The 22,176-nt window shown below is 60.2% G+C and carries 24 protein-coding genes; all 24 read left to right on the top strand.

The window, feature by feature from the left end:
* Positions 1-52 precede the first annotated feature (52 nt).
* Positions 53-913, top strand: coding sequence for a hydroxymethylglutaryl-CoA lyase (locus tag VWZ87_RS08535; RefSeq protein WP_416535938.1), 861 nt, complete (start codon positions 53-55; stop codon positions 911-913).
* Between the two features lie 91 nt (positions 914-1,004).
* Positions 1,005-1,787, top strand: a complete 783-nt coding sequence (locus VWZ87_RS08530) for a crotonase/enoyl-CoA hydratase family protein (protein ID WP_416535937.1) — start codon at positions 1,005-1,007, stop codon at positions 1,785-1,787.
* A 238-nt stretch (positions 1,788-2,025) separates the two neighbouring features.
* Positions 2,026-2,391: an NADH-quinone oxidoreductase subunit A gene (locus VWZ87_RS08525; protein ID WP_014874151.1), complete on the top strand. Its 366-nt coding sequence runs from the start codon at positions 2,026-2,028 to the stop codon at positions 2,389-2,391.
* Complete coding sequence (locus VWZ87_RS08520) at positions 2,382-2,915, top strand: NuoB/complex I 20 kDa subunit family protein (protein ID WP_082996117.1); 534 nt, start codon at positions 2,382-2,384, stop codon at positions 2,913-2,915. The genes VWZ87_RS08525 and VWZ87_RS08520 overlap by 10 nt, the downstream gene beginning before the upstream one ends.
* Before the next feature lie 24 nt (positions 2,916-2,939).
* Positions 2,940-3,545 (top strand): NADH-quinone oxidoreductase subunit C, encoded by a 606-nt coding sequence (locus VWZ87_RS08515; protein ID WP_416535936.1) that lies wholly within the window; start codon positions 2,940-2,942, stop codon positions 3,543-3,545.
* Positions 3,545-4,756 (top strand): NADH-quinone oxidoreductase subunit D, encoded by a 1,212-nt coding sequence (locus tag VWZ87_RS08510; RefSeq protein WP_260084618.1) that lies wholly within the window; start codon positions 3,545-3,547, stop codon positions 4,754-4,756. The genes VWZ87_RS08515 and VWZ87_RS08510 overlap by 1 nt, the downstream gene beginning before the upstream one ends.
* Positions 4,756-5,949 carry an NADH-quinone oxidoreductase subunit E gene (locus tag VWZ87_RS08505; RefSeq protein ID WP_340545116.1) on the top strand — a complete coding sequence of 398 codons (1,194 nt, stop codon included), beginning with the start codon at positions 4,756-4,758 and terminating at the stop codon, positions 5,947-5,949. The genes VWZ87_RS08510 and VWZ87_RS08505 overlap by 1 nt, the downstream gene beginning before the upstream one ends.
* Before the next feature lie 53 nt (positions 5,950-6,002).
* Positions 6,003-6,230: a DUF5337 domain-containing protein gene (locus VWZ87_RS08500; RefSeq protein ID WP_340545117.1), complete on the top strand. Its 228-nt coding sequence runs from the start codon at positions 6,003-6,005 to the stop codon at positions 6,228-6,230.
* A gap of 6 nt (positions 6,231-6,236) precedes the next feature.
* Complete coding sequence (nuoF, locus tag VWZ87_RS08495) at positions 6,237-7,535, top strand: NADH-quinone oxidoreductase subunit NuoF (RefSeq protein WP_040172812.1); 1,299 nt, start codon at positions 6,237-6,239, stop codon at positions 7,533-7,535.
* 17 nt (positions 7,536-7,552) lie between these two features.
* Entirely contained in the window at positions 7,553-7,903 is a 351-nt protein-coding gene (locus tag VWZ87_RS08490; protein ID WP_340545119.1) for a hypothetical protein, read from the top strand.
* A 113-nt stretch (positions 7,904-8,016) separates the two neighbouring features.
* Positions 8,017-8,421: a DUF5333 domain-containing protein gene (locus VWZ87_RS08485; RefSeq protein ID WP_416535941.1), complete on the top strand. Its 405-nt coding sequence runs from the start codon at positions 8,017-8,019 to the stop codon at positions 8,419-8,421.
* A 3-nt stretch (positions 8,422-8,424) separates the two neighbouring features.
* Entirely contained in the window at positions 8,425-10,443 is a 2,019-nt protein-coding gene (nuoG, locus tag VWZ87_RS08480; protein WP_416535935.1) for an NADH-quinone oxidoreductase subunit NuoG, read from the top strand.
* Entirely contained in the window at positions 10,440-10,826 is a 387-nt protein-coding gene (locus tag VWZ87_RS08475) for a hypothetical protein (RefSeq protein WP_416535934.1), read from the top strand. The genes nuoG and VWZ87_RS08475 overlap by 4 nt, the downstream gene beginning before the upstream one ends.
* Before the next feature lie 6 nt (positions 10,827-10,832).
* The gene (gene nuoH, locus VWZ87_RS08470) at positions 10,833-11,870 is read left to right on the top strand and encodes an NADH-quinone oxidoreductase subunit NuoH (RefSeq protein ID WP_340545122.1); all 1,038 of its coding nucleotides are present in this window, start codon (positions 10,833-10,835) and stop codon (positions 11,868-11,870) included.
* Positions 11,871-11,873: 3 nt separating this feature from the next.
* The gene (nuoI, locus tag VWZ87_RS08465) at positions 11,874-12,368 is read left to right on the top strand and encodes an NADH-quinone oxidoreductase subunit NuoI (RefSeq protein ID WP_340545123.1); all 495 of its coding nucleotides are present in this window, start codon (positions 11,874-11,876) and stop codon (positions 12,366-12,368) included.
* Positions 12,365-12,784 (top strand): carboxymuconolactone decarboxylase family protein, encoded by a 420-nt coding sequence (locus VWZ87_RS08460; RefSeq protein ID WP_340545124.1) that lies wholly within the window; start codon positions 12,365-12,367, stop codon positions 12,782-12,784. Before nuoI ends, VWZ87_RS08460 begins: the two co-directional genes overlap by 4 nt.
* A complete protein-coding gene (locus VWZ87_RS08455) occupies positions 12,781-13,383 on the top strand; it encodes an NADH-quinone oxidoreductase subunit J (RefSeq protein WP_340545125.1) in 603 nt (200 codons plus the stop codon). The genes VWZ87_RS08460 and VWZ87_RS08455 overlap by 4 nt, the downstream gene beginning before the upstream one ends.
* A gap of 4 nt (positions 13,384-13,387) precedes the next feature.
* On the top strand, positions 13,388-13,693 hold the full coding sequence (gene nuoK, locus VWZ87_RS08450; protein WP_014874166.1) for an NADH-quinone oxidoreductase subunit NuoK: 306 nt from the start codon (positions 13,388-13,390) through the stop codon (positions 13,691-13,693).
* A 6-nt stretch (positions 13,694-13,699) separates the two neighbouring features.
* Complete coding sequence (gene nuoL, locus VWZ87_RS08445) at positions 13,700-15,817, top strand: NADH-quinone oxidoreductase subunit L (RefSeq protein WP_416535933.1); 2,118 nt, start codon at positions 13,700-13,702, stop codon at positions 15,815-15,817.
* Positions 15,817-17,364 carry an NADH-quinone oxidoreductase subunit M gene (locus VWZ87_RS08440; protein ID WP_340545127.1) on the top strand — a complete coding sequence of 516 codons (1,548 nt, stop codon included), beginning with the start codon at positions 15,817-15,819 and terminating at the stop codon, positions 17,362-17,364. Before nuoL ends, VWZ87_RS08440 begins: the two co-directional genes overlap by 1 nt.
* Positions 17,365-17,377: 13 nt before the next feature.
* Positions 17,378-18,817, top strand: a complete 1,440-nt coding sequence (gene nuoN / locus VWZ87_RS08435; RefSeq protein ID WP_340545128.1) for an NADH-quinone oxidoreductase subunit NuoN — start codon at positions 17,378-17,380, stop codon at positions 18,815-18,817.
* Between the two features lie 70 nt (positions 18,818-18,887).
* A complete protein-coding gene (locus VWZ87_RS08430) occupies positions 18,888-19,637 on the top strand; it encodes a biotin--[acetyl-CoA-carboxylase] ligase (RefSeq protein ID WP_416535932.1) in 750 nt (249 codons plus the stop codon).
* Positions 19,638-19,658: 21 nt separating this feature from the next.
* Positions 19,659-20,447: a type III pantothenate kinase gene (locus VWZ87_RS08425; protein ID WP_340545130.1), complete on the top strand. Its 789-nt coding sequence runs from the start codon at positions 19,659-19,661 to the stop codon at positions 20,445-20,447.
* Complete coding sequence (locus tag VWZ87_RS08420; RefSeq protein ID WP_416535931.1) at positions 20,437-22,104, top strand: ribonuclease J; 1,668 nt, start codon at positions 20,437-20,439, stop codon at positions 22,102-22,104. Before VWZ87_RS08425 ends, VWZ87_RS08420 begins: the two co-directional genes overlap by 11 nt.
* Positions 22,105-22,176 lie beyond the last annotated feature (72 nt).

Genomic DNA, 22,176 nt, shown 5'->3' with positions numbered 1-22,176 from the left:
CTGCGGCCTGATGGGCCATTTGATTTGTGAATTGAGCTTGGGAGGATGTGCTGTGGGTGAAAGCGTCGAGATTTTCGAAGTCGGACCACGCGATGGTTTGCAGAATGAAAAGCGGGATATACCGGTATCGGAGAAGGTTGCGCTGATCGACCGCCTGACGCAGGCGGGCTTCCGGCGGATCGAAGTGGCGAGCTTTGTCTCGCCCAAATGGGTGCCGCAGATGGCCGGATCGGGCGAGGTGCTCGCCGGGATCAACCGTGGGGCGGATGTGCGCTATGCCGCGCTGACGCCGAATATGCGCGGTTATGAGGATGCCTTGGCCGCCAAAGCGGATGAGATCGCGGTCTTTGCCTCTGCGTCGGAGGGGTTCTCCAAGGCCAATATCAACGCCAGCGTGGCCGAATCCATCGAACGGTTCACGCCAATCATCGAGGCCGCGCGCCATATCGACCTGCCGGTGCGCGGATATATCTCCTGTGTGACCGAATGCCCGTTTGACGGGCCGACGGACCCCGACGCTGTTGCGGCGCTGGCGGATCGGCTGTTTTCCATGGGCTGCTATGAGATTTCGCTGGGCGACACCATTGGTCAGGCAACACCGGATTCGATTGCACGCATGTTGCTTGCGGTGCGCGAGCGGGTGCCGGTCAGCCGCTTGGCGGGGCACTATCATGACACGGCGGGGCGGGCGATTGACAACATTGATGCGTCGCTTTCGCTTGGTGTCCGGGTGTTTGACGCGGCCGTCGGCGGCCTGGGCGGTTGCCCCTATGCGCCGGGGGCGGCAGGCAATGTCGCAACCGAGGCGGTGCATGAGCATCTGACGCGGCTTGGCTACGAGACGGGTCTTGACGGTTCTGTGCTGCAGGACGCGGCGAAGATGGCCCAGGCAATGCGCAGCGACGGCAGCTGATTCACACCGAAGCGTAAACAACAGCGGACCGAAACCAAAAATCGCAGCCCGCCGGCAGTGGGCTGCGACCAGGACAGGCAGGACGACCCCTATGTACACCACACTCACGCTGACCACCGACGATCGGGGTGTTGCGACCCTCATGCTCAACCGCCCCGAGAAGCACAACGCCATGTCAGGCGAAATGCTACAGGAGCTGAAGGCTGCCGCAGCTGCGCTGGCTGCGGACCGGTCGGTGCGCGTTGTCGTGCTCACCGGGGCGGGCAAGAGTTTCTGCGCGGGCGGCGATCTGGGCTGGATGCAGGCACAGATGACTGCGGATGCCGAAACCCGTGCGCGCGAAGCCAGGGTTCTGGCGGAGATGCTGATGGCCATCAATACCCTGCCGCAGCCGGTGATTGGGGCGGTTCAGGGCAATGCCTTTGGCGGCGGTGTCGGCATGGCCTGTGTCTGCGATGTCGCGATTGGGGCCGACCACATCAAGATGGGTCTTACGGAGACACGGCTGGGCCTGATCCCGGCCACGATTGGCCCCTATGTCGTCGCCCGCATGGGTGAGGCGCGGGCGCGGCGTGTCTTTATGTCGGCGCGTCTGTTCGGGGCTGATGAGGCGGTCGATCTCGGGATTCTTGCGCGGACCGTGCCCGCCAGCGAGATGGACGCCGCAATCGAGGCCGAGGTGACCCCCTATCTGAGCTGCGCGCCCGAGGCGGTCGGGGCCGCAAAGGCATTGGTACGTGATCTGGGGCCGAAAATCGACGATGCAGTGATTGATCACACGATTGCCGCATTGGTGGAGCGCTGGGAAGGCCGGGAGGCACCCGAAGGGATTGCCGCGTTTTTCGCCAAGGAAAAACCAAGCTGGCAGCGGTAGCCCCGTTAAAAATGCCTGATTTCTTTGCTTGGGGCGTGCCTTTTGCCGGGTACGCCTTATCCTATGAAAACAATAGGGTTTAAGGCCCATGATGTGGATCTGCCGCGCCCGTTACAGAAGGTTTATCCATTAACGATGCGTTGGTTGACGGTGAGGGGGGAGGGGAGTAGACACTGCCCCAAGTCAACACGCCAATTGACGGCGCGCAGAAATCCGCGCGCACGGAAAGGAGCCACTCGTGGAAGAGATGTTGCGGGAATACCTCCCGATTCTGGTGTTTCTGGCCGTAGCGGTCGGGCTTGGAATTGTTCTTATTTTGGCGGCAGTTGTGCTGGCCGTCCGCAATCCGGACCCTGAAAAGGTCAGCGCCTATGAATGCGGGTTCAACGCATTCGACGACGCACGGATGAAGTTTGATGTCCGGTTCTACCTGGTGTCGATTCTGTTCATCATTTTTGATCTGGAAATTGCGTTTCTGTTTCCCTGGGCCGTCGGCTTCAAGGATATGAGCGATGCTGGCTTCTGGTCGATGATGGTGTTTCTCGCTGTGCTGACCATCGGTTTTGCCTATGAGTGGAAGAAAGGGGCCCTGGAATGGGAGTGATGACCGGAGCCAATACGGCTGGCGTCGACAAGGAAGTTGTCACCCAGGCCCTGAATGCCGAACTGCAGGACAAGGGGTTTTTGCTGACCTCGGCAGAGGATATCATCAACTGGGCGCGCACCGGCTCGCTGCACTGGATGACCTTTGGTCTGGCCTGCTGCGCGGTGGAGATGATGCACACCTCGATGCCGCGCTACGATGCCGAGCGTTTCGGTATCGCGCCGCGTGCCTCTCCGCGTCAGTCGGATGTGATGATTGTGGCCGGTACGCTGACCAACAAGATGGCGCCCGCCCTGCGCAAGGTCTACGACCAGATGCCCGAGCCGCGTTATGTGATCTCGATGGGGTCCTGCGCCAATGGCGGCGGCTATTACCACTACAGCTATTCCGTGGTGCGCGGATGTGACCGGATCGTGCCTGTGGATGTCTATGTGCCCGGTTGCCCGCCGACGGCAGAGGCGCTGCTGTATGGTCTGATGCAATTGCAGCGCAAAATTCGCCGCACCGGCACGCTTGTGCGTTAAGTGGCTTTGGTTGGAGAGACAAATATGACTGAAGCTCTGAAAGAACTCGGCACCCAGATCGCTGCCAAACGTCCTGATTGTGTCATCGACTGGGATGTCAGCTTTGATGAGCTGAATGTCGATGTTGCCCCGTCGAACCTTGCGGGGTTTGTCGAATTTCTGAAAGCCGATGCGAGCTGCAAGTTTTCGTCGCTTGTCGATATCACGGCCGTTGACTACCCGGACCGCGCCAAGCGGTTCGACGTGGTCTATCATTTCCTGTCGATGTATCAGAACCAGCGGATCCGCCTGCGCGTATCGATCCGCGAGGATGAGATGCTGCCGTCGATCGTGACCATCCATCCCTCGGCCAACTGGTTTGAGCGGGAGGTGTTCGACATGTTCGGCATCCTGTTCACCGGCCACCCGGATCTGCGCCGCATTCTGACCGACTATGGTTTCCGTGGCTATCCGCTGCGCAAGGATTTCCCAACCACCGGCTATACCGAGGTTCGCTACGACGAGGCGCAGAAACGCGTTGTCTATGAACCGGTCAGCCTGGTTCAGGAGTACCGCCAGTTTGACTTCATGAGCCCGTGGGAGGGTGCCGAATACATCCTGCCCGGCGACGAGAAAGAGGGGGCGAAGTAATGGACGGCTCCAAAATGGACGACGCCCTGACCGGCGAACAGAAGATCCGTAACTTCAACATCAACTTCGGACCGCAACACCCTGCGGCACACGGCGTTCTGCGTCTGGTGCTGGAGCTGGACGGCGAAATCGTTGAGCGCTGCGACCCGCATATCGGCCTGTTGCACCGCGGCACCGAAAAGCTGATGGAGAGCCGGACGTACCTGCAGAACCTGCCGTATTTCGACCGCCTCGACTATGTGGCGCCGATGAACCAGGAACATGCCTGGTGTCTGGCCATCGAAAAGCTGACCGGCGTGGAAGTGCCGCGTCGCGCGTCGCTGATCCGCGTTCTCTATTCCGAGATCGGCCGGATCCTCAATCACCTGCTGAACGTGACGACGCAGGCGATGGACGTTGGCGCGCTGACCCCGCCGCTGTGGGGCTTTGAAGAGCGCGAGAAGCTGATGATCTTCTACGAGCGGGCCTGTGGTGCGCGCCTGCACGCGGCGTATTTCCGCCCCGGTGGTGTGCATCAGGATCTGCCCGACGCGCTGATCGACGATATCGAGGCCTGGACCCATAGCTTCCCATCCGTTCTGGATGACATCGACGGGCTGCTGACCGAGAACCGCATCTTTAAACAGCGGAATGCCGATATCGGTGTCGTGACCGAGGAGGATATCCTCAACTACGGGTTCTCCGGGGTGATGGTGCGCGGCTCCGGCCTTGCCTGGGACCTGCGCCGTGCGCAGCCCTATGAGTGCTATGACGAATTCGATTTCCAGATCCCGGTTGGCAAGAACGGCGACTGCTACGACCGCTACCTTGTCCGTATGGAAGAGATGCGCCAGTCGCTGTCGATCATTCGCCAGTGTATCGGCAAACTGCGCGAAACCCCCGGTGATATTCTGGCCCGTGGCAAGCTGACCCCGCCCAAACGGGGCGATATGAAAACTTCGATGGAGAGCCTGATCCACCACTTCAAGCTCTATACCGAGGGGTTCCACGTGCCCGCCGGCGAGGTCTACGCCGCTGTTGAGGCGCCCAAGGGCGAATTTGGCGTCTATCTGGTTGCAGATGGCACCAACAAACCTTATCGCGCCAAGCTGCGTGCGCCGGGCTTCCTGCATCTGCAGGCCATGGATTATGTGGCCAAGGGCCACCAACTCGCCGACGTCGCGGCCATCATTGGCACCATGGACGTCGTATTTGGAGAGATTGACCGCTAATGCTTCGTCGTCTGCATTCCGAACAACCCGATAGTTTTGCCTTCACGCCCGAGAACCAGACATGGGCCGAAGCGCAGATCACCAAATTCCCTGATGGCCGTCAGGCCAGTGCGATCATTCCGCTGCTGTGGCGTGCGCAGGAGCAGGAAGGCTGGCTGACGAAGCCTGCAATCGAATATGTCGCGGACATGCTGGGCATGGCCTATATCCGTGCGCTTGAGGTTGCGTCCTTCTACTTCATGTTCCAGCTGCAACCCACTGGATCGGTTGCACATGTTCAGATCTGCGGGACCACGTCCTGCATGATCTGCGGCGCAGAGGATCTGATTGCCGTCTGTCAGGAAAAGATCGCGAACAAGCCTTTTACCCTGTCGGCGGATGGTAAGTTTACCTGGGAAGAGGTCGAGTGCCTTGGTGCCTGCACCAACGCCCCGATGGCCCAGATCGGCAAGGATTATTACGAAGATCTGACCGCAGAAGGCTTTGCCAAGCTGCTGGATGATCTGGCTGCCGGTCAGGTGCCGCTGCCGGGCCCGCAAAACGGGCGCTACGCGGCCGAGCCGAAATCGGGGCTGACCTCGCTGACAGAATATGAAAGCGGCAAGACGCAGTATAATGCGTCGGTCCAGCTGGCGGCGGATATTGGCGATACAGTCAAGCGTATCGACGGCACCGAAGTGCCGATCCTGACGCCATGGATTGGCAAGGACGGCAAGGTTGCCGGTCGCGACAGTGCCGACACCCCGCCGCCCGCGCCGAAAACACCGCTTCCGGCGGTGAAACAGGCCGAGGTTGCCAAGGCAAAGAGCGACGCCCCAAAGAAGGCCGCTCCGAAAAAAGCTGCTGTCAGCGAACCGGCCTCTCCTGAGGGCGCGGCCGCAGAAGCCGGAGCCGCTGTTGAAGAGAAGCCGGAAACCCTGACCGCAGCGCGTGATGGCAAGGCCGATGATCTGAAGATGCTGAAAGGTGTCGGTCCCAAGCTGGAGCAGACCCTGAATGATCTGGGGTTCTACCACTTTGACCAGATCGCCGCCTGGACGGATGAGCAGATCGCATGGGTCGACAGCCGGTTGAAGTTCAAGGGGCGCATCGTCCGCGACGGCTGGATCGAACAGTCCCGGCAATTGGCGGCTGGCGAGGAAACCGAATTCGCCAAGAAGGCCAAGGCCGACGACCGCTACAAAAAAGACTGACACCACGATAACCGCGCCTGTCCTACGGGGCAGGGGCCAATATTCAGGACCACATGAGCGTAGAGCGCGACAAAGCACTGGCAGCAAAGGGACGGCACATCGCATTGGTGATTGCCGCAACCATGCTTGGCTGGCTGGCAATGTCGCTGTTCATCGGCCCCGCCCTGGGGCTCGCCGGGCGCTACGCTCTGCTGTTTGATTTCGCAGCCCTTGCAGGCTTCATCTATGCAGCGGTCAACATTTTTCAACTCTGGCGGATGCGCCAGGACAGCCAAAGGTAGGCAGACATGCTGAAGGACCAGGACCGGATCTTTACCAACCTTTACGGGATGCATGAGCGCACATTGGCAGGCGCAAAACAGCGGGGCCATTGGGATGGCACTGCGGGCATCATCGAAAAAGGGCGGGACTGGATCATCCAGAACATGAAGGATTCCGGCCTGCGCGGACGCGGTGGTGCGGGCTTCCCGACCGGCCTCAAATGGTCCTTCATGCCGAAAGAGAGCGACGGTCGTCCCTCCTATCTGGTCATCAACGCCGATGAATCGGAGCCGGGCACCTGCAAAGACCGCGAGATCATGCGCCATGATCCGCACACGCTGATCGAGGGCGCGCTGATCGCCTCCTTCGCGATGAATGCGCATACCTGCTACATCTATCTGCGCGGCGAATACATCCGCGAGCGCGAGGCGCTGCAGGCCGCCATCGACGAATGCTATGACCAAGGTCTTCTGGGGCGCAATGCAGCCGGATCCGGCTGGGACTTTGACGTCTTCCTGCACCATGGTGCAGGGGCCTATATCTGCGGCGAAGAAACTGCGCTGATCGAAAGCCTTGAGGGCAAGAAGGGCATGCCGCGTATGAAGCCGCCGTTCCCGGCTGGTGCTGGCCTTTATGGCTGCCCGACCACGGTGAACAACGTGGAGTCTATCGCCGTGGTGCCGACCATTCTGCGTCGCGGACCCGATTGGTTTGCAGGCTTTGGCCGTCAGAACAACGCCGGCACCAAGCTGTTTGCGATCTCCGGTCACGTCAACAACCCCTGTGTGGTTGAAGAGGCGATGAGCATCTCCTTTGAGGAGCTGATCGAGAAGCATTGCGGCGGTATTCGCGGCGGCTGGGACAATCTTCTGGCTGTCATTCCCGGCGGCTCTTCGGTTCCTTGTGTGCGCGGCGAGAAGATGAAAGACGCCATCATGGACTTTGACTATCTGCGCGGCGAACTGGGCTCCGGCCTTGGCACGGCGGCGGTCATCGTGATGGACAAGCAGACCGATATCATCAAGGCGATCTGGCGCCTGTCGAAGTTCTACAAGCACGAAAGCTGCGGTCAGTGTACGCCCTGCCGTGAAGGCACCGGCTGGATGATGCGCGTGATGGATCGTCTGGTGAAGGGCGAGGCCGAGCTGGAAGAGATCGACATGCTGTGGGATGTGACCAAGCAGGTCGAAGGCCACACCATTTGCGCGCTCGGCGACGCCGCAGCCTGGCCGATCCAGGGCCTGATCCGCAATTTCCGTGAGGAAATCGAAGACCGTATCAAGGCACAGAAGTCCGGGCGCATGGGCGCCATGGCAGCCGAATAGGGTCGGGGGGTAGCCGGATGATCACGGGTGTGACCAAAACCATGGCTGTGCTGGCCGTCTGCGGCGGAGTGCTGGCGGGGTGTGACGGTATCGTCAACAATCGCCCGACCTACGCGGGCGTGCCCTTCTCGGCGAAGTCCAAAGCGGTCAACAAGAAAGAGACGCTGGCGGTGTTTACCACTACGGTATCCAAAGCCTCGCGTTCGCTGGAAGGCGCGCGGCTGGCCGCTCATCACGAGAGCACCCGTTACTGCATCGAAAACTTCGGCACGTCGCGCATTGCCTGGCAGGTCAACCCGCTTGATGCGGATATTGCCGTGCCGCTGGATGGCGATACGGCCGTCTATGGCGGAACCTGCACCCCGTGATCGCAGGCCGGGCATATCCCATGGCCGCGCAATCCGCGCCCACGCCGGTGTTATTGAATAACGCCGTTGCCTGCGCGCGTTCTGGTCGCTCCCTCACCAAGGAGTGTTCACCAATGCGAATCCTGATTGCGACCTGTGCCGCCTGCCTGATGCTACTGCCGTCGATGGGCGCGGCAAAGCCGTCCTTGCGCGATGTGCAAGAGATCGAAGACCCGCTGTTCGCGGTCGCTCTGGCCAAGGAAGTGTCCGACCACTGTGATGCGATTACCGCGCGTTACTTCAAGGGTCTGACCGAACTGCGGCGCCTGCGGGCACGTGCCAATGCTCTTGGCTACACGGATACGGAAATCCGCGCCTACATCGGCTCGGACGAGGAAAAAGCCCGGATGCGGGCCAAGGGAGAACGCTTCCTGGCGCAAAACGGGGTCTCATATGAGAAAACGGAAACATTCTGTACGTTTGGTCGTGCGGAAATCAAGAAAAACAGCGCGATCGGCGTTTTACTGAGGGCGAAATAGACCATGTCTGACCTCCGCAAGATCAACATTGACGGAACCGAGATTGAGGTGGATGGGGCGATGACCCTGATCCAGGCCTGTGAAGAGGCCGGGGTGGAAATTCCCCGCTTCTGCTACCACGAGCGCCTGTCCATCGCCGGCAATTGCCGGATGTGCCTGGTTGAGGTTGTCGGCGGCCCGCCGAAACCTGCCGCCTCCTGCGCCATGCAGGTCCGCGACCTGCGTCCCGGTCCCGATGGCCAGGCGCCGCAGGTGAAGACCAATTCGCCGATGGTCAAGAAGGCCCGTGAGGGCGTGATGGAGTTCCTGCTGATCAACCATCCGCTGGATTGCCCGATCTGCGATCAGGGTGGCGAATGTGATCTTCAGGATCAGGCGATGGCTTATGGCGTTGATTTCTCGCGCTTCCGAGAGCCAAAGCGCGCCGTCGACGATCTCGATCTCGGTCCGCTCGTCGGCACCGCAATGACCCGCTGCATTTCCTGCACGCGTTGCGTTCGTTTCACCACCGAAGTCGCAGGCATTACCCAGATGGGCCAGACCGGTCGTGGTGAGGATAGCGAGATTACCTCCTATCTGAACGAGACGCTGGATTCGAACCTTCAGGGCAATATCATCGACCTGTGCCCGGTTGGGGCGCTGACCTCGAAACCCTATGCCTTCACGGCCCGCCCGTGGGAGTTGACCAAAACCGAAACCATCGACGTGATGGACGCGCTGGGGTCGAACATCCGTGTCGACACCAAAGGCCGCGAAGTGATGCGCATCCTGCCGCGCAACCATGACGGCGTGAATGAGGAATGGATCAGCGACAAGACCCGGTTCGTCTGGGACGGGCTGCGTCGCCAGCGTCTGGATCGCCCCTATGTGCGTGTCGACGGCAAGCTGAAGCCCGCGACCTGGCCGGAGGCCCTGGAGGCAGCGGCCGCCGCAATGAAGGGCAAGAAGATTGCCGGCCTGATCGGTGATCTGGTCCCGGTTGAGGCGGCTTTTGCGCTGAAACAGCTGGTCGAAGGGGAGGGTGGCAAGGTTGAGTGCCGGACGGACAAGGCCCGTCTGCCGATCGGCAACCGCGCGGCCTATGTCGGCACCGCAACCATCGAAGATATCGACAGCGCCAAGGCGATCATGCTGATTGGCACCGATCCTCGCAATGAGGCGCCGGTTCTGAACGCCCGCCTGCGCAAGGCCTGGATCAACGGCGCCAATATCGGCCTGATCGGCCAGCCGGTCGATCTGACCTATGGCTACGCCCACCTCGGCACCGACCGCGCAGCGCTCGAGACACTGCTCAACGGCGAAACCGAAGGCGCGATTGGCAAAGATACGCTGGTCATCGTCGGCCAGGGCGCCCTGCGTGAGGCCGATGGTCTGGCGGTACTGGCCCATGCGCAGAAATACGCGGCCATGACCGAGAGCAAACTGCTGGTGCTGCACACCGCTGCCGGCCGTGTTGGTGCGATGGATGTGAATGCGGTCACCGAGGGTGGCCTTGAGGCGGCCATCGACGGCGCAGAGGTGATCTACAACCTCGGCGCTGATGAGGTCGAAATTGATGCAGGCGCCTTTGTGATCTACCAGGGCTCGCACGGCGATCGTGGTGCCCATCGCGCCGACGTCATCCTGCCCGGTGCTGTCTATACCGAAGAAAACGGTCTGTTCGTGAACACCGAAGGGCGTCCGCAGCTGGCCATGCGCGCAAGCTTTGCCCCCGGTGAGGCCAAGGAAAACTGGGCGATCCTGCGGGCGCTCAGCGCGGAGCTGGATGCCAAGCTGCCCTATGACTCGCTGGCGCAACTGCGCAGTGCGCTGGTGGCAGAGGTGCCGCATCTGGCGCGCATTGACGAAGTGGCGGCAAATGACGGCCCGGCGCTTGAGGTTGAGGCCATGGGCAAGGCGGCATTCCTGCCTGCGGTCAAGGACTTCTACCTGACCAACCCGATTGCGCGGTCGTCGCAGCTGATGGCGGAACTCTCCGCCAACGCAAAGGCGCGTAGCGCCGAGAAGATCGCGGCGGAGTGATCCGTGCAAGCATCATATCGCCTCTGCTGCTGGCAGCCTGCGTGCAGGCCCCGCAGACGTCTCGGGCGCCGTTCACCCCCGACTACAAAGGGGTAGAGACACGGCTACTGGACGGCGATCTGGTGCAATTCCACGTGGCCATGACCGGCGCCCGCAATGGTGCCGATCTGGACAACTATGCGGAATGCGCGGCGGCGCAATATGCGCTGATCCGCGGTTATGGATTTGCACGTCATGTGCGCACAAAAATGAAACAAGAGGGTGGCAATCAGACGGCAGATGCTGTCTACACCATCTCGCCTTCCCTCCCGCGCGGACTGCGCACCATCGACGCCGAAGTCGTGGTCGCGGATTGCGAGGCTAACGGAATACCCACGGTGTGAGGACCTATGGCTGAATTCTTTAACACCCCAGGCGGCATCGCTGTTCTGATCCTGGCGCAAGTGCTTGCAGTTGTTGCATTTGTCATGATTTCGCTGCTGTTCCTCGTCTACGGGGACCGCAAGATCTGGGCGGCTGTCCAGATGCGTCGTGGCCCCAATGTCGTAGGCATCTACGGCCTGCTGCAAACGGTGGCCGACGCGCTCAAATATGTTGTCAAAGAGGTGGTGATCCCCGCCGGTGCCGATCGCACCGTGTTTATTCTGGCCCCATTGACCAGCTTTGTGCTGGCGATGATCGCCTGGGCGGTGATCCCCTTCAACGACGGCTGGGTCCTGTCGGACATCAATGTGGCGATCCTCTATGTTTTCGCTGTCTCCAGCTTGGAGGTCTATGGCGTGATCATGGGCGGCTGGGCCTCGAACTCGAAATATCCGTTCCTCGGCAGCTTGCGCTCAGCGGCGCAGATGATCTCTTACGAGGTCTCGATTGGTCTGATTATCGTTGGGGTCATCATCTCCACCGGCAGCATGAACTTCGGCGACATCGTACGTGCGCAGGACGGTGATCTGGGTCTGCTGAACTGGTACTGGATCCCGCATTTCCCGATGGTCTTCCTGTTCTTCATCTCGGCACTTGCGGAAACCAACCGCCCGCCGTTCGATCTGCCCGAAGCGGAATCGGAGCTGGTTGCAGGCTACCAGGTGGAATACTCGGCGACACCGTTCCTGCTGTTCATGGCCGGGGAATACATCGCCATCTTCCTGATGTGCGCGCTGACAACACTGCTGTTCTTCGGCGGCTGGCTGTCTCCGATCCCTGGGCTGCCCGACGGCGTCCTGTGGATGGTCGGCAAAATGGCGTTCTTCTTCTTCCTCTTCGCAATGGTGAAGGCAATCACGCCCCGCTACCGCTATGACCAGCTGATGCGTCTGGGTTGGAAAGTGTTCCTGCCGTTCTCGCTGGCCTGGGTGGTCTTCGTATCCTTTGCTGCAAAATTTGACTGGTTCTGGGGCATCTTCGCCCGCTGGACCGTGGGAGGCTGATCAATGGCGAACATCGACTACACCCGCGCCGCCAAATACTTCCTGCTGCAGGATTTCTGGGTCGGCTTCAAACTGGGGATGAAGTATTTCTTCGCCCCCAAAGCCACCCTGAACTACCCGCACGAGAAGGGCCCGCTGTCGCCGCGTTTTCGCGGCGAGCATGCTCTGCGCCGCTATCCGAACGGCGAGGAGCGCTGCATTGCCTGTAAACTGTGCGAGGCGATCTGCCCGGCGCAGGCGATCACCATCGACGCGGAACCGCGCGAGGACGGCAGCCGCCGCACCACGCGGTACGACATTGACATGACGAAGTGTATCTACTGCGGTTTCTGCCAGGAAGCCTGCCCGGTGGATGCAATTGTCGAAGGCCCGAACTTCGAGTTCGCCACCGAGACCCGCGAGGAGCTGTTCTATGACAAGGACAAGCTGCTTTCGAACGGGGAGCGCTGGGAAGCCGAGATCGCGCGCAATCTCGAACTGGACGCGCCGTACCGATGAGCGATGCCAAGAACCCATTTGAGGCCATGATGGCCCAGGCCCAGGACATGGCCAAAGCCCTGAACCCGGCGTTGGAGAGCTTCTCTCCCACCGGAGCGTTCAAGGAGTTTGAAGCGCTTTGGCCGACGATGCCGAAGGATGTCATGGAGATGATGTTCGGCAATACCGTCAACAAGGGCGGGCTGGATGCCAAAACCCGGCTGCTGCTGACATTGGCCGGGCTGACAATGCAGGGCGCACAGGCGGATTCAGCCGTGCGCCAGACCGTACGCCACGCCCTGGAGGCGGGCGCTAAGAAACAAGAGATCGTTGAAACGATCGGACAGATGTCGGTGTTTGCCGGCATCCCGGCCATGACCCGCGCGCTGGAACTGGCGCAAGAGGTTCTGGACGCCAAAGGGGACGATGAAACATGAGCGTTTTTGCCTTTTACCTCTTTGCCATCAGCGCCATCACCGGCGGGCTGTTCACGGTGATCAGCCGCCAGCCGGTGCATTCTGTGCTGTGGCTGATCCTGGCCTTTATTTCCTCGGCCGGGCTGTTCGTGCTGCTGGGCGCCGAATTTGTCGCCATGCTGCTGGTCATCGTCTACGTCGGTGCCGTTGCGGTGCTGTTCCTCTTTGTGGTGATGATGCTGGACGTGGATTTTGCCGAGCTGAAAGCAGAGATGGCGCGCTATATGCCGCTGGCGCTGCTCATCGGTCTGGTGATCCTTATGCAGTTCGTGATGGCTTTTGGTGTGTGGGAAACCGCACCGGCGGCGGCCACGCAGCTGGCCCAGCCGATCCCGACCGACCAGCATAACACCGAGGCGCTTGGCCTCATCATTTACGATCAATATTTCCTTCTGTTCCAACTTTCCGGCCTGATCCTGCTGGTTGCGATGATCGGCGCCATTGTGCTGACCCTGCGCCACCGCACCGACGTCAAGCGTCAGGACGTTGTCGCCCAGATGATGCGCGATCCGGCCTTGGCCATGGAACTCAAGGATGTGAAACCGGGGCAGGGGCTTTGAGACAATGATCACACTCGAGCATTATCTAACCGTCGCGGCGACGCTGTTCGTCATCGGCATCTTCGGGCTCTTCCTGAACCGCAAGAACGTCATCATCCTGCTGATGAGCATCGAACTGATGCTCTTGGCGGTGAACATCAACCTTGTGGCCTTCTCCAGCTTCCTTGGGGATCTGGTGGGCCAGGTCTTCACCCTCTTTGTGCTGACCGTGGCCGCCGCTGAGGCCGCCATTGGCCTTGCGATCCTGGTTTGCTTCTTCCGCAACCGCGGCACCATCGCCGTGGAAGACATCAACGTGATGAAGGGCTAAAGCGTCATGGAAACCATCCTTCTCTTTGCCCCTCTGGTCGGGGCCATCATCTGTGGCTTTGGCTGGAAGTTCATCGGCGAGACCGCAGCCACTTGGACCGCGACCGGGCTTTTGTTCCTGTCGGCGCTTCTGTCGTGGATCGTCTTCCTCAGCTTTGACGGGGTGACCCAGTCGATCGAGATCATGCGCTGGATCGAAAGCGGCTCGCTGTCGACCTCCTGGGCGATCCGTCTGGACCGGATGACGGCGATCATGCTGATCGTTGTCACCACCGTATCCTCGCTGGTGCATCTCTATTCCTTTGGCTACATGGCCCATGACCCGCAGTGGAAAGACGGCGAGAGCTACAAGCCGCGCTTCTTTGCCTATCTGTCGTTCTTCACCTTTGCCATGCTGATGCTGGTGACCTCTGACAATCTGGTTCAGATGTTCTTTGGCTGGGAAGGCGTGGGCGTTGCCTCCTACCTGCTGATCGGTTTCTACTACCGCAAGCCTTCGGCCAATGCGGCAGCGATGAAAGCCTTCATCGTCAACCGTGTGGGTGACTTTGGCTTTGCGCTGGGTATCTTTGCCCTGTTCTTCCTCACCGACAGCATCAACTTTGATGACATCTTTGCAGCTGTGCCGCAGCTGGCGGAAACCCAGCTGACCTTTCTCTGGTCGGAGTGGAATGCCGCCAATCTGATTGCTGTCTTGCTGTTCATTGGTGCCATGGGTAAATCGGCTCAGCTGATCCTGCACACCTGGTTGCCGGATGCGATGGAAGGCCCGACCCCGGTGTCGGCACTGATTCACGCCGCCACCATGGTGACCGCTGGTGTCTTCCTGGTCTGCCGCATGTCGCCGCTGATGGAGTTCGCACCCGAGGCGACAACCTTCATCACCGTGCTGGGTGCAACCACGGCTTTCTTCGCGGCGACTGTGGGTCTGGTTCAGACCGACATCAAACGCGTGATCGCCTATTCCACCTGTTCACAGCTTGGCTACATGTTCGTGGCCGCTGGCGTCGGCATGTATTCCGCTGCGATGTTCCACCTGTTCACACATGCCTTCTTCAAGGCGATGCTGTTCCTTGGTGCAGGCTCCGTGATCCACGCGATGCACCATGAGCAGGACATGATGAACTACGGTGGTCTGCGCAAAAAGATCCCCTACACCTTTGCGGCGATGATGATCGGCACGCTGGCCATCACCGGCGTTGGTATCCCGCTGACCCACTTTGGCTTTGCCGGCTTCCTGTCCAAGGATGCCATTATCGAGAGCGCCTATGCTGGCGGGTCGATGTATGGTTTCTGGCTGCTGGTCATCGCGGCGGCAATGACATCCTTCTACAGCTGGCGCCTGATCTTCCTGACCTTCTACGGCAAGCCGCGCGGCGACAAGCATACGCATGATCACGCGCATGAAAGCCCGATGGTCATGCTGATCCCGCTGGGTGTGCTTGCCCTTGGTGCGATCTTCTCGGGCATGCTCTGGTATAACAGCTTCTTCGGCCATGCTGATAAGGTTGGCAAATTCTACGGCATCCCAGTGGCAGAAGCCGCGGCACATGGCGATGCGGCAGCGGATTCGGGCCACGGCGCTGATGACAGCCATGCCAGCACGGCGGATGACGGTCACGGCACCGCTGACGCATCCGGTGAGCATCACTATGTATTCGCAGGCCAGCCGGGCGAAGGCGCGCTGTATTTCGGTGCCGACAACACTGTGCTGGATGACGCGCACGCCGCTCCGAAATGGGTGAAAGTTTCGCCCTTTATCGCGATGCTGCTTGGCCTTGGTCTGGCGATCCTGTTCTACATCGTGAACCCAAGCCTGCCGGGCCGTCTCGCCAAGCAACAGCAGCCGCTCTACCTGTTCCTCAAGAACAAGTGGTATTTTGACGAGCTCTACGATTTTGTCTTTGTCAAACCGACGCTGATGCTCGGCCGCTTCTTCTGGAAGCGCGGTGACGGCAAAACCATTGACGGCGCGCTCAACGGGATCGCCATGGGCATCATTCCCTTCTTCACCCGCCTCGCCGGTCGCGCACAGTCGGGTTACATTTTCACCTATGCTTTCTGGATGGTGCTGGGCATTGCTGCCCTGGTTACCTGGATGTCGATCGGCGGAGGAGCGCACTGATGGACAATCTCCTTTCTATTGTCACCTTTATCCCGGCGCTTGCGGCGGCCATTCTGGCCCTGTTCCTGCGCGGCGAGGATGAGGCGGCGCAGCGCAACGCCAAGTCTGTTGCGCTTTTTGCCACCACGATCACCTTCCTGGTGAGCCTTGGCATCTATTTCCAGTTCGACCCCTCCGACACAGGCTTTCAGTTTGTGGAAGAGGCCGAATGGATCTTTGGCCTGAAGTACAAGATGGGCGTCGATGGCATTTCGGTGCTGTTTGTGATGCTCACCACCTTTGTGATGCCGCTGACCATTTTGGCGAGCTGGGGTGTGAACACCCGCGTCAAGGAATACATGATCGCCTTCCTGATGCTGGAGACGCTGATGCTTGGCGTGTTCATGGCGCTCGATCTGGTGCTGTTCTACCTGTTCTTTGAGGCGGGCCTCATTCCGATGTTCCTGATCATCGGCATCTGGGGCGGCAAGGAACGGATCTACGCTTCGTTCAAATTCTTCCTCTACACCTTCTTTGGCTCGGTGCTGATGCTGGTGGCGATGGTCGCTATGTACGCGGATGCAGGCACCACCGATATTGCCCAGCTGCTGACGCACAGTTTCTCGGCCTCCGGCTTTGATCTTCTTGGAGTGCATGTCGTTGGTGGGATGCAGACCCTGTTGTTCCTCGCGTTCTTTGCCTCCTTCGCGGTGAAAATGCCGATGTGGCCGGTGCACACCTGGCTGCCCGATGCGCACGTGCAGGCGCCGACCGCAGGCTCCGTGGTGCTGGCGGCGATCCTGTTGAAGATGGGCGGCTACGGCTTCCTGCGCTTCAGCTTGCCGATGTTCCCCGTCGGGGCCGACGTAATGACGGATCTGATTCTGTGGATGTCGGCGATTGCGGTGGTCTATACTTCGCTGGTGGCGCTGGTGCAGTCGGACATGAAGAAGCTGATCGCCTATTCTTCGGTGGCGCATATGGGCTTTGTGACCATGGGCATCTTTGCGGCGAACCAGCAGGGCATTGATGGCGCGATCTTCCAGATGCTGAGCCACGGCTTCATCTCGGCGGCGCTCTTCCTCTGCGTGGGTGTCATCTATGATCGGATGCACACCCGTGACATCGACGCCTATGGTGGCCTTGTCATTCGTATGCCTGCCTATGCGCTGGTCTTCATGTTCTTCACGATGGGGAACGTCGGCCTGCCGGGTACCTCGGGCTTCATCGGGGAATTCCTGACGCTGATGGGCACCTTCCAGAAGAACACCTGGGTCGCAGCAGTTGCCGCAACCGGTGTCATCTTCTCGGCAGGCTATGCGCTGTGGCTCTACCGCCGCGTGGTCTTTGGCGACCTGATCAAGGGCAGCCTCAAGACCATCAAGGATATGACTGCCCGCGAGCGGTTCATCTTTGCACCGCTGGTGGTGATGACCATCCTTCTGGGCGTCTACCCGGCGCTTGTCACCGATATCATCAGCCCGTCGACCGAGGCGCTGATTGCAAACTTCAATGAATCTCTGGCTGCCGCGGACCTGTCCCCGGCGACCCAGATAGCTTCGCACTAAGGGGGCGTGGGCGATGATCCCAGCTGATCTCACCGTTATCCTGCCAGAGATTGTTCTGGCGCTCAGCGCAATGGCGGCGCTCCTTGGCGCTGTCTACACCGGCAAGGACAAACTGGCCCCGGCGTTGATCTGGCTGATGGCCGGTCTGATGTCGGCGCTGGCCATCTGGATCGCCACCGGATCCTCGGGCAGCCGCGAGGCATTCAACGGCATGTTCGTCGACGATGGTTTTGCCCGCTTTGCCAAGGTCGCCATCCTGCTGTCGGCCTCTGCCGTGCTGGTCATGGGCCAGGACTACATGTCACGCCGTGGCATGTTGCGCTTTGAATATCCCATCCTCGTCGCGCTGAGCGCGGTGGGCATGATGGTGATGGTCTCGGCCGGCAACCTGATGTCGCTATACATGGGCCTTGAGCTGCAGTCTCTGGCGCTCTACGTCGTGGCTTCGCTGCGTCGTGACAGTGTAAAATCCACCGAAGCCGGCCTGAAGTACTTCGTGCTCGGCGCGCTTTCGTCCGGTTTGCTGCTCTATGGCGCATCGCTGGTCTATGGTTTTGCCGGGACCACCGACTTTGCCGGTATCTACGCGGTGGCCAAGCATGGTGAAGTCTCCGTCGGTCTGCTGTTCGGCCTGGTCTTCCTGATCTCCGGCATGGCGTTCAAGGTGTCTGCCGTGCCGTTCCACATGTGGACACCTGACGTCTACGAAGGCGCGCCAACCCCGGTTACCGCATTCTTTGCATCGGCGCCGAAGGTTGCGGCCATGGGTCTGTTCGCCCGCGTGCTGCATGATGCATTTGGTCATGCGGTACAGGACTGGAGCCAGGTTGTGGCCCTTCTGTCGCTGCTGTCGATGTTCGTCGGGGCCGTTGCCGCCATCGGCCAGCGCGATATCAAGCGTCTGATGGCCTATTCCTCGATCGCCCATATGGGCTATGCGCTGATGGGCCTCGCCGCGGGCACCGCCTATGGCGTGCAGGCGCTGCTGGTCTATATGGCGATCTATGTCTCGATGAATATCGGCACCTTTGCCTTCATCCTGATGATGGAGAAGGACGGTAAGCCGATCACTGACATTCGCGCGCTCAACCTCTACTCCCGTCGCGAGCCGGGCAAGGCGCTGGCGATGCTGATCCTGTTGTTCTCTCTGGCGGGTGTACCGCCAATGCTGGGCTTCTTCGGCAAGCTTTATGTGCTTAATGCGGCCTATCAGGCGGATATGGCGTGGCTGGCGATTGCCGGTGTGATCGCATCGGTTATCGGCGCGTTCTACTACCTGCGCATCGTGTACTACATGTATTTCGGTGAAGAGGGCGAGGAGCTGGAAACCAACCGCTCGCCGATCCTCTGGGGGTTCCTGATGGCCTCGGCGGCCGTGATGCTTCTTGGGATCATCAACATGTTCGGCATCGAGGGTGCAGCGGCTGCGGCGGCTGCCACGCTGGTCAACTGACGGTTTCGACACAGAACACACAAAGGCCTGGTCTGCGGACCGGGCCTTTTTGCCTTGAAGGGACAGCATCATGAGTGATTGGCCAGAGGGATACGGGCGGAGCCTGCTTGAGGAGGTGGACAGCACCCTCGATGAGGCGACGCGACGCGCGCCCACATTGACCGGCCCTGAATGGATCATGGCCAAACGCCAGACAAAGGGGCGGGGGCGCCGTGGCCGTGCCTGGAAGGAGCCCAAGGGGAATTTTGCCGCAACACTCGTCATGCGGCCGGAGGGGCCGCCCGATCAGGTGGCGCTGCGCAGCTTTGTTGCGGCGCTGGCGCTTTATGATGCCTGTGTCGCGCTCTGCGGCGAGACGGCTGGACTTGCACTGAAATGGCCCAATGACGTGCTGCTGAATGGTGGCAAGCTGGCGGGGATCCTGCTGGAAAGCGCGGGGGCCGCCGCCGGTGTGACACATCTTGCGATCGGGATTGGTGTCAATCTGATCGAGACGCCGATGCAGGAATGGCTGGAACCGGGTGCTGTCTGGCCTGTCTCGCTGCTGTCGGAAACCGGGGTCCAGGTCACCCCAGAGGCGTTCCTGACCGCGCTTGCTGTCGCCTATGACCGCTATGAACGACAGTTTGTCACCTATGGGTTCGAGCCGATCCGCACAGCCTGGCTGGCCCGTGCTGCGCGCCTGGGCGAGGTGGTGGTGGCCCGCACCATGAACTCCGAAACCGAAGGCACCTTTGAGACAGTGGACGGCGGCGGCAACCTTGTCCTAAACACCGCCAAGGGCCGTGTCAGCATTCCGGCGGCGGATATCTTTTTCTAGGGCATAGGAACGGGGCAGGTCATGCTTTTGGCAGTCGATTGCGGCAACACCAATACTGTCTTCTCAATCTGGGACGGGGAGAATTTCATCGGCACCTGGCGTACCGCCACCGATTGGCGGCGCACGGCGGATCAGTATTTTGTCTGGCTCAATACGCTGATACGGCTACAGGGGATCGAAGCGGATATCACCGATATGATCATCTCCTCCACGGTCCCGCGCGTGGTGTTCAATCTGCGGGTGCTGGCGGATCGTTACTTCCACACCCGCCCCCTGGTGGTGGGTAAGCCTGACTGCCTGCTGCCGGTTGCGGTGCGGGTTGATCAGGGAACCAATGTCGGCCCGGACCGTTTGGTCAATACAGTCTCCGGGTTTGACAAATATGGCGGCAACCTCATCGTCGTCGATTTTGGCACGGCGACAACCTTTGACGTGGTGGCCGAGGATGGCGCCTATATCGGCGGTGTGATTGCGCCGGGGGTGAATTTGAGCCTGGAAGCCCTACATCAGGCAGCAGCGGCTCTGCCGCATGTGGATATTTCCAAACCCCAGTCGGTGATCGGCACCAATACGGTTGCATGTATGCAGTCAGGTGTGTTCTGGGGATACGTAGGACTGGTGCGCGAAATCTGCGCCCGCATCAAAGCGGAGCGCGACGTGCCGATGAAAGTAATCTCGACAGGCGGGCTGGCGCCTTTGTTCCAGCAAACAGCAGATCTGTTTGACGCATTTGAGGATGATCTCACGATGCATGGGCTACAGATCATACACAAATATAATAAGGATAACGGTCTCGAGGATGAGCACTGAACGTTTAATCTACCTGCCCCTCGGCGGGGCAGGCGAAATTGGTATGAACGCCTATATCTACGGCTACGGCAAACCGGGCAAGGAACGCCTGGTCTTGGTTGATCTTGGCGTTACTTTCCCGGACATGGACAGCACGCCCGGCGTGGATCTGATCATGCCGGACATCAGCTGGCTGAAGGAACGGGCCGACCAGCTGGAGGGGGTGTTCATCACCCACGCCCATGAGGATCACATCGGCGCCGTGGCGCATCTCTACCGTGACCTGAATGTGCCAATTTATGCCCGTGCCTTTACCGCAAATCTGGCGCGCCGGAAGATGGATGAGGCCGGTCTGGACAGCGAAGAGGTGAAAACCGTCTCCGCATGGCCAGAGGTCACCAAACTGGGGCCGTTTACCATCGGCGTTGCACCGATCTCACATTCCATCCCGGAGAGTGGCGGTCTGGTGATCGACACGCCTGCGGGGCGGGTCGTTCACACTGGTGATTTCAAAACCGACCCGACGCCGATTGTCGGCGAGGCGTTTGATCCCGACATGTGGAGCGAGATTGCCAAGGATGGCGTCAAGGCGCTGGTCTGCGACTCCACCAATGTCTTCTCGCTGCATCCGGGCCGGTCTGAGGTCGATGTCGGACCCGAGATCACCCGCCTGGTGGGCGAGGCCGCGGGGATGGTGGTTGCCACCACATTTGCCTCCAATGTCGCGCGGGTGAAAACCCTCGCCGAGGCCGGTCAGCGGGCCGGGCGCTCCATCGTGCTGCTGGGCCGCGCCATGCAGCGCATGATCGAAGCCGCCACCGAAACCGGCGTGCTCAAGGACTTTCCGAAGGTGGTCAGTGTCGAGGCCGCGCAAGAGCTGCCGCGTGAGAACCTGATGCTGATCGTGACTGGTAGCCAGGGCGAACGCCGTGCGGCGTCCGCCCAGCTGGCGCGCGGCAAGTATCGCGGGATCGAGGTGAAGGAGGGCGACCTGTTCCTGTTCTCCTCAAAGACCATTCCGGGCAATGAGCGTGGCGTCATTCGCATAATCAACCAGTTCTCCGAAAAGGGTGTGGATGTGGTCGACGACAGCTCCGGTCTCTACCATGTCTCCGGTCACGCAAACCGCCCCGATCTGGAGCGGATGCACGATATCATCAAGCCGCAGATGCTGATCCCGATGCACGGCGAGCACCGTCACCTGCGCCAGCACGCCCGTCTCGGCGAGGCCAAGGACATTGCCAGCGCGGTTGTGGTCAACGGCATGATGATGGACCTGACCGGTGATCGCCCCAAGGTCGTGGATTATGTCGACACCGGCCGCACCTATCTGGATGGGTCGGTCAAATACGGTGCGCTGGATGGCGTGGTCCGGGACCGGATTCGCATGGCGCTGAACGGCCATGTCATCGTCACCGTCATTCTTGACGAGGAAGATGAGCCATTGGGCGAACCCTGGTGCGATATCAAGGGGTTGGCCGAGACAGGCCGCTCCAATGCCGCGCTGGTCGAGGTGATGGAAGAGGATCTCAACCAGTTCATCATGCGCGCCGGTGCCAAAACACTGCGCGATGACGACAAGCTGGAAGAAAACCTTCGCCGCGTTGCCCGCCAGACAGCACAGAACGAGATTGGCAAGAAACCGGAAGTTACCGTGGTGGTCAGCCGGATGCGCTGATCGCTTCGGATCAAGTTGATAGACAGGCCCGCCGCAGTTTCTGTGGCGGGCCTTTTTTATGTGCACATCGGC

The organism is Phaeobacter sp. JH20_37 (genome assembly GCF_048056015.1).
GTDB lineage: Bacteria > Pseudomonadota > Alphaproteobacteria > Rhodobacterales > Rhodobacteraceae > Phaeobacter > Phaeobacter bryozoorum.
This window is presented reverse-complemented; position numbering and strand designations above follow the sequence as displayed.

Excerpts from the sequence above, each read along its gene's own strand:
- VWZ87_RS08530 (WP_416535937.1), top strand. The coding sequence starts at position 1,005 with ATGTACACCACACTCACGCTGACCACCGACGATCGGGGTGTTGCGACC.
- VWZ87_RS08520 (WP_082996117.1), top strand. The coding sequence starts at position 2,382 with ATGGGAGTGATGACCGGAGCCAATACGGCTGGCGTCGACAAGGAAGTT.
- VWZ87_RS08515 (WP_416535936.1), top strand. The coding sequence starts at position 2,940 with ATGACTGAAGCTCTGAAAGAACTCGGCACCCAGATCGCTGCCAAACGT.
- VWZ87_RS08510 (WP_260084618.1), top strand. The coding sequence starts at position 3,545 with ATGGACGGCTCCAAAATGGACGACGCCCTGACCGGCGAACAGAAGATC.
- VWZ87_RS08505 (WP_340545116.1), top strand. The coding sequence starts at position 4,756 with ATGCTTCGTCGTCTGCATTCCGAACAACCCGATAGTTTTGCCTTCACG.
- VWZ87_RS08500 (WP_340545117.1), top strand. The coding sequence starts at position 6,003 with ATGAGCGTAGAGCGCGACAAAGCACTGGCAGCAAAGGGACGGCACATC.
- nuoF (WP_040172812.1), top strand. The coding sequence starts at position 6,237 with ATGCTGAAGGACCAGGACCGGATCTTTACCAACCTTTACGGGATGCAT.
- VWZ87_RS08490 (WP_340545119.1), top strand. The coding sequence starts at position 7,553 with ATGATCACGGGTGTGACCAAAACCATGGCTGTGCTGGCCGTCTGCGGC.
- VWZ87_RS08485 (WP_416535941.1), top strand. The coding sequence starts at position 8,017 with ATGCGAATCCTGATTGCGACCTGTGCCGCCTGCCTGATGCTACTGCCG.
- nuoG (WP_416535935.1), top strand. The coding sequence starts at position 8,425 with ATGTCTGACCTCCGCAAGATCAACATTGACGGAACCGAGATTGAGGTG.
- nuoH (WP_340545122.1), top strand. The coding sequence starts at position 10,833 with ATGGCTGAATTCTTTAACACCCCAGGCGGCATCGCTGTTCTGATCCTG.
- nuoI (WP_340545123.1), top strand. The coding sequence starts at position 11,874 with ATGGCGAACATCGACTACACCCGCGCCGCCAAATACTTCCTGCTGCAG.
- VWZ87_RS08460 (WP_340545124.1), top strand. The coding sequence starts at position 12,365 with ATGAGCGATGCCAAGAACCCATTTGAGGCCATGATGGCCCAGGCCCAG.
- VWZ87_RS08455 (WP_340545125.1), top strand. The coding sequence starts at position 12,781 with ATGAGCGTTTTTGCCTTTTACCTCTTTGCCATCAGCGCCATCACCGGC.
- nuoK (WP_014874166.1), top strand. The coding sequence starts at position 13,388 with ATGATCACACTCGAGCATTATCTAACCGTCGCGGCGACGCTGTTCGTC.
- nuoL (WP_416535933.1), top strand. The coding sequence starts at position 13,700 with ATGGAAACCATCCTTCTCTTTGCCCCTCTGGTCGGGGCCATCATCTGT.
- VWZ87_RS08440 (WP_340545127.1), top strand. The coding sequence starts at position 15,817 with ATGGACAATCTCCTTTCTATTGTCACCTTTATCCCGGCGCTTGCGGCG.
- nuoN (WP_340545128.1), top strand. The coding sequence starts at position 17,378 with ATGATCCCAGCTGATCTCACCGTTATCCTGCCAGAGATTGTTCTGGCG.
- VWZ87_RS08430 (WP_416535932.1), top strand. The coding sequence starts at position 18,888 with ATGAGTGATTGGCCAGAGGGATACGGGCGGAGCCTGCTTGAGGAGGTG.
- VWZ87_RS08425 (WP_340545130.1), top strand. The coding sequence starts at position 19,659 with ATGCTTTTGGCAGTCGATTGCGGCAACACCAATACTGTCTTCTCAATC.
- VWZ87_RS08420 (WP_416535931.1), top strand. The coding sequence starts at position 20,437 with ATGAGCACTGAACGTTTAATCTACCTGCCCCTCGGCGGGGCAGGCGAA.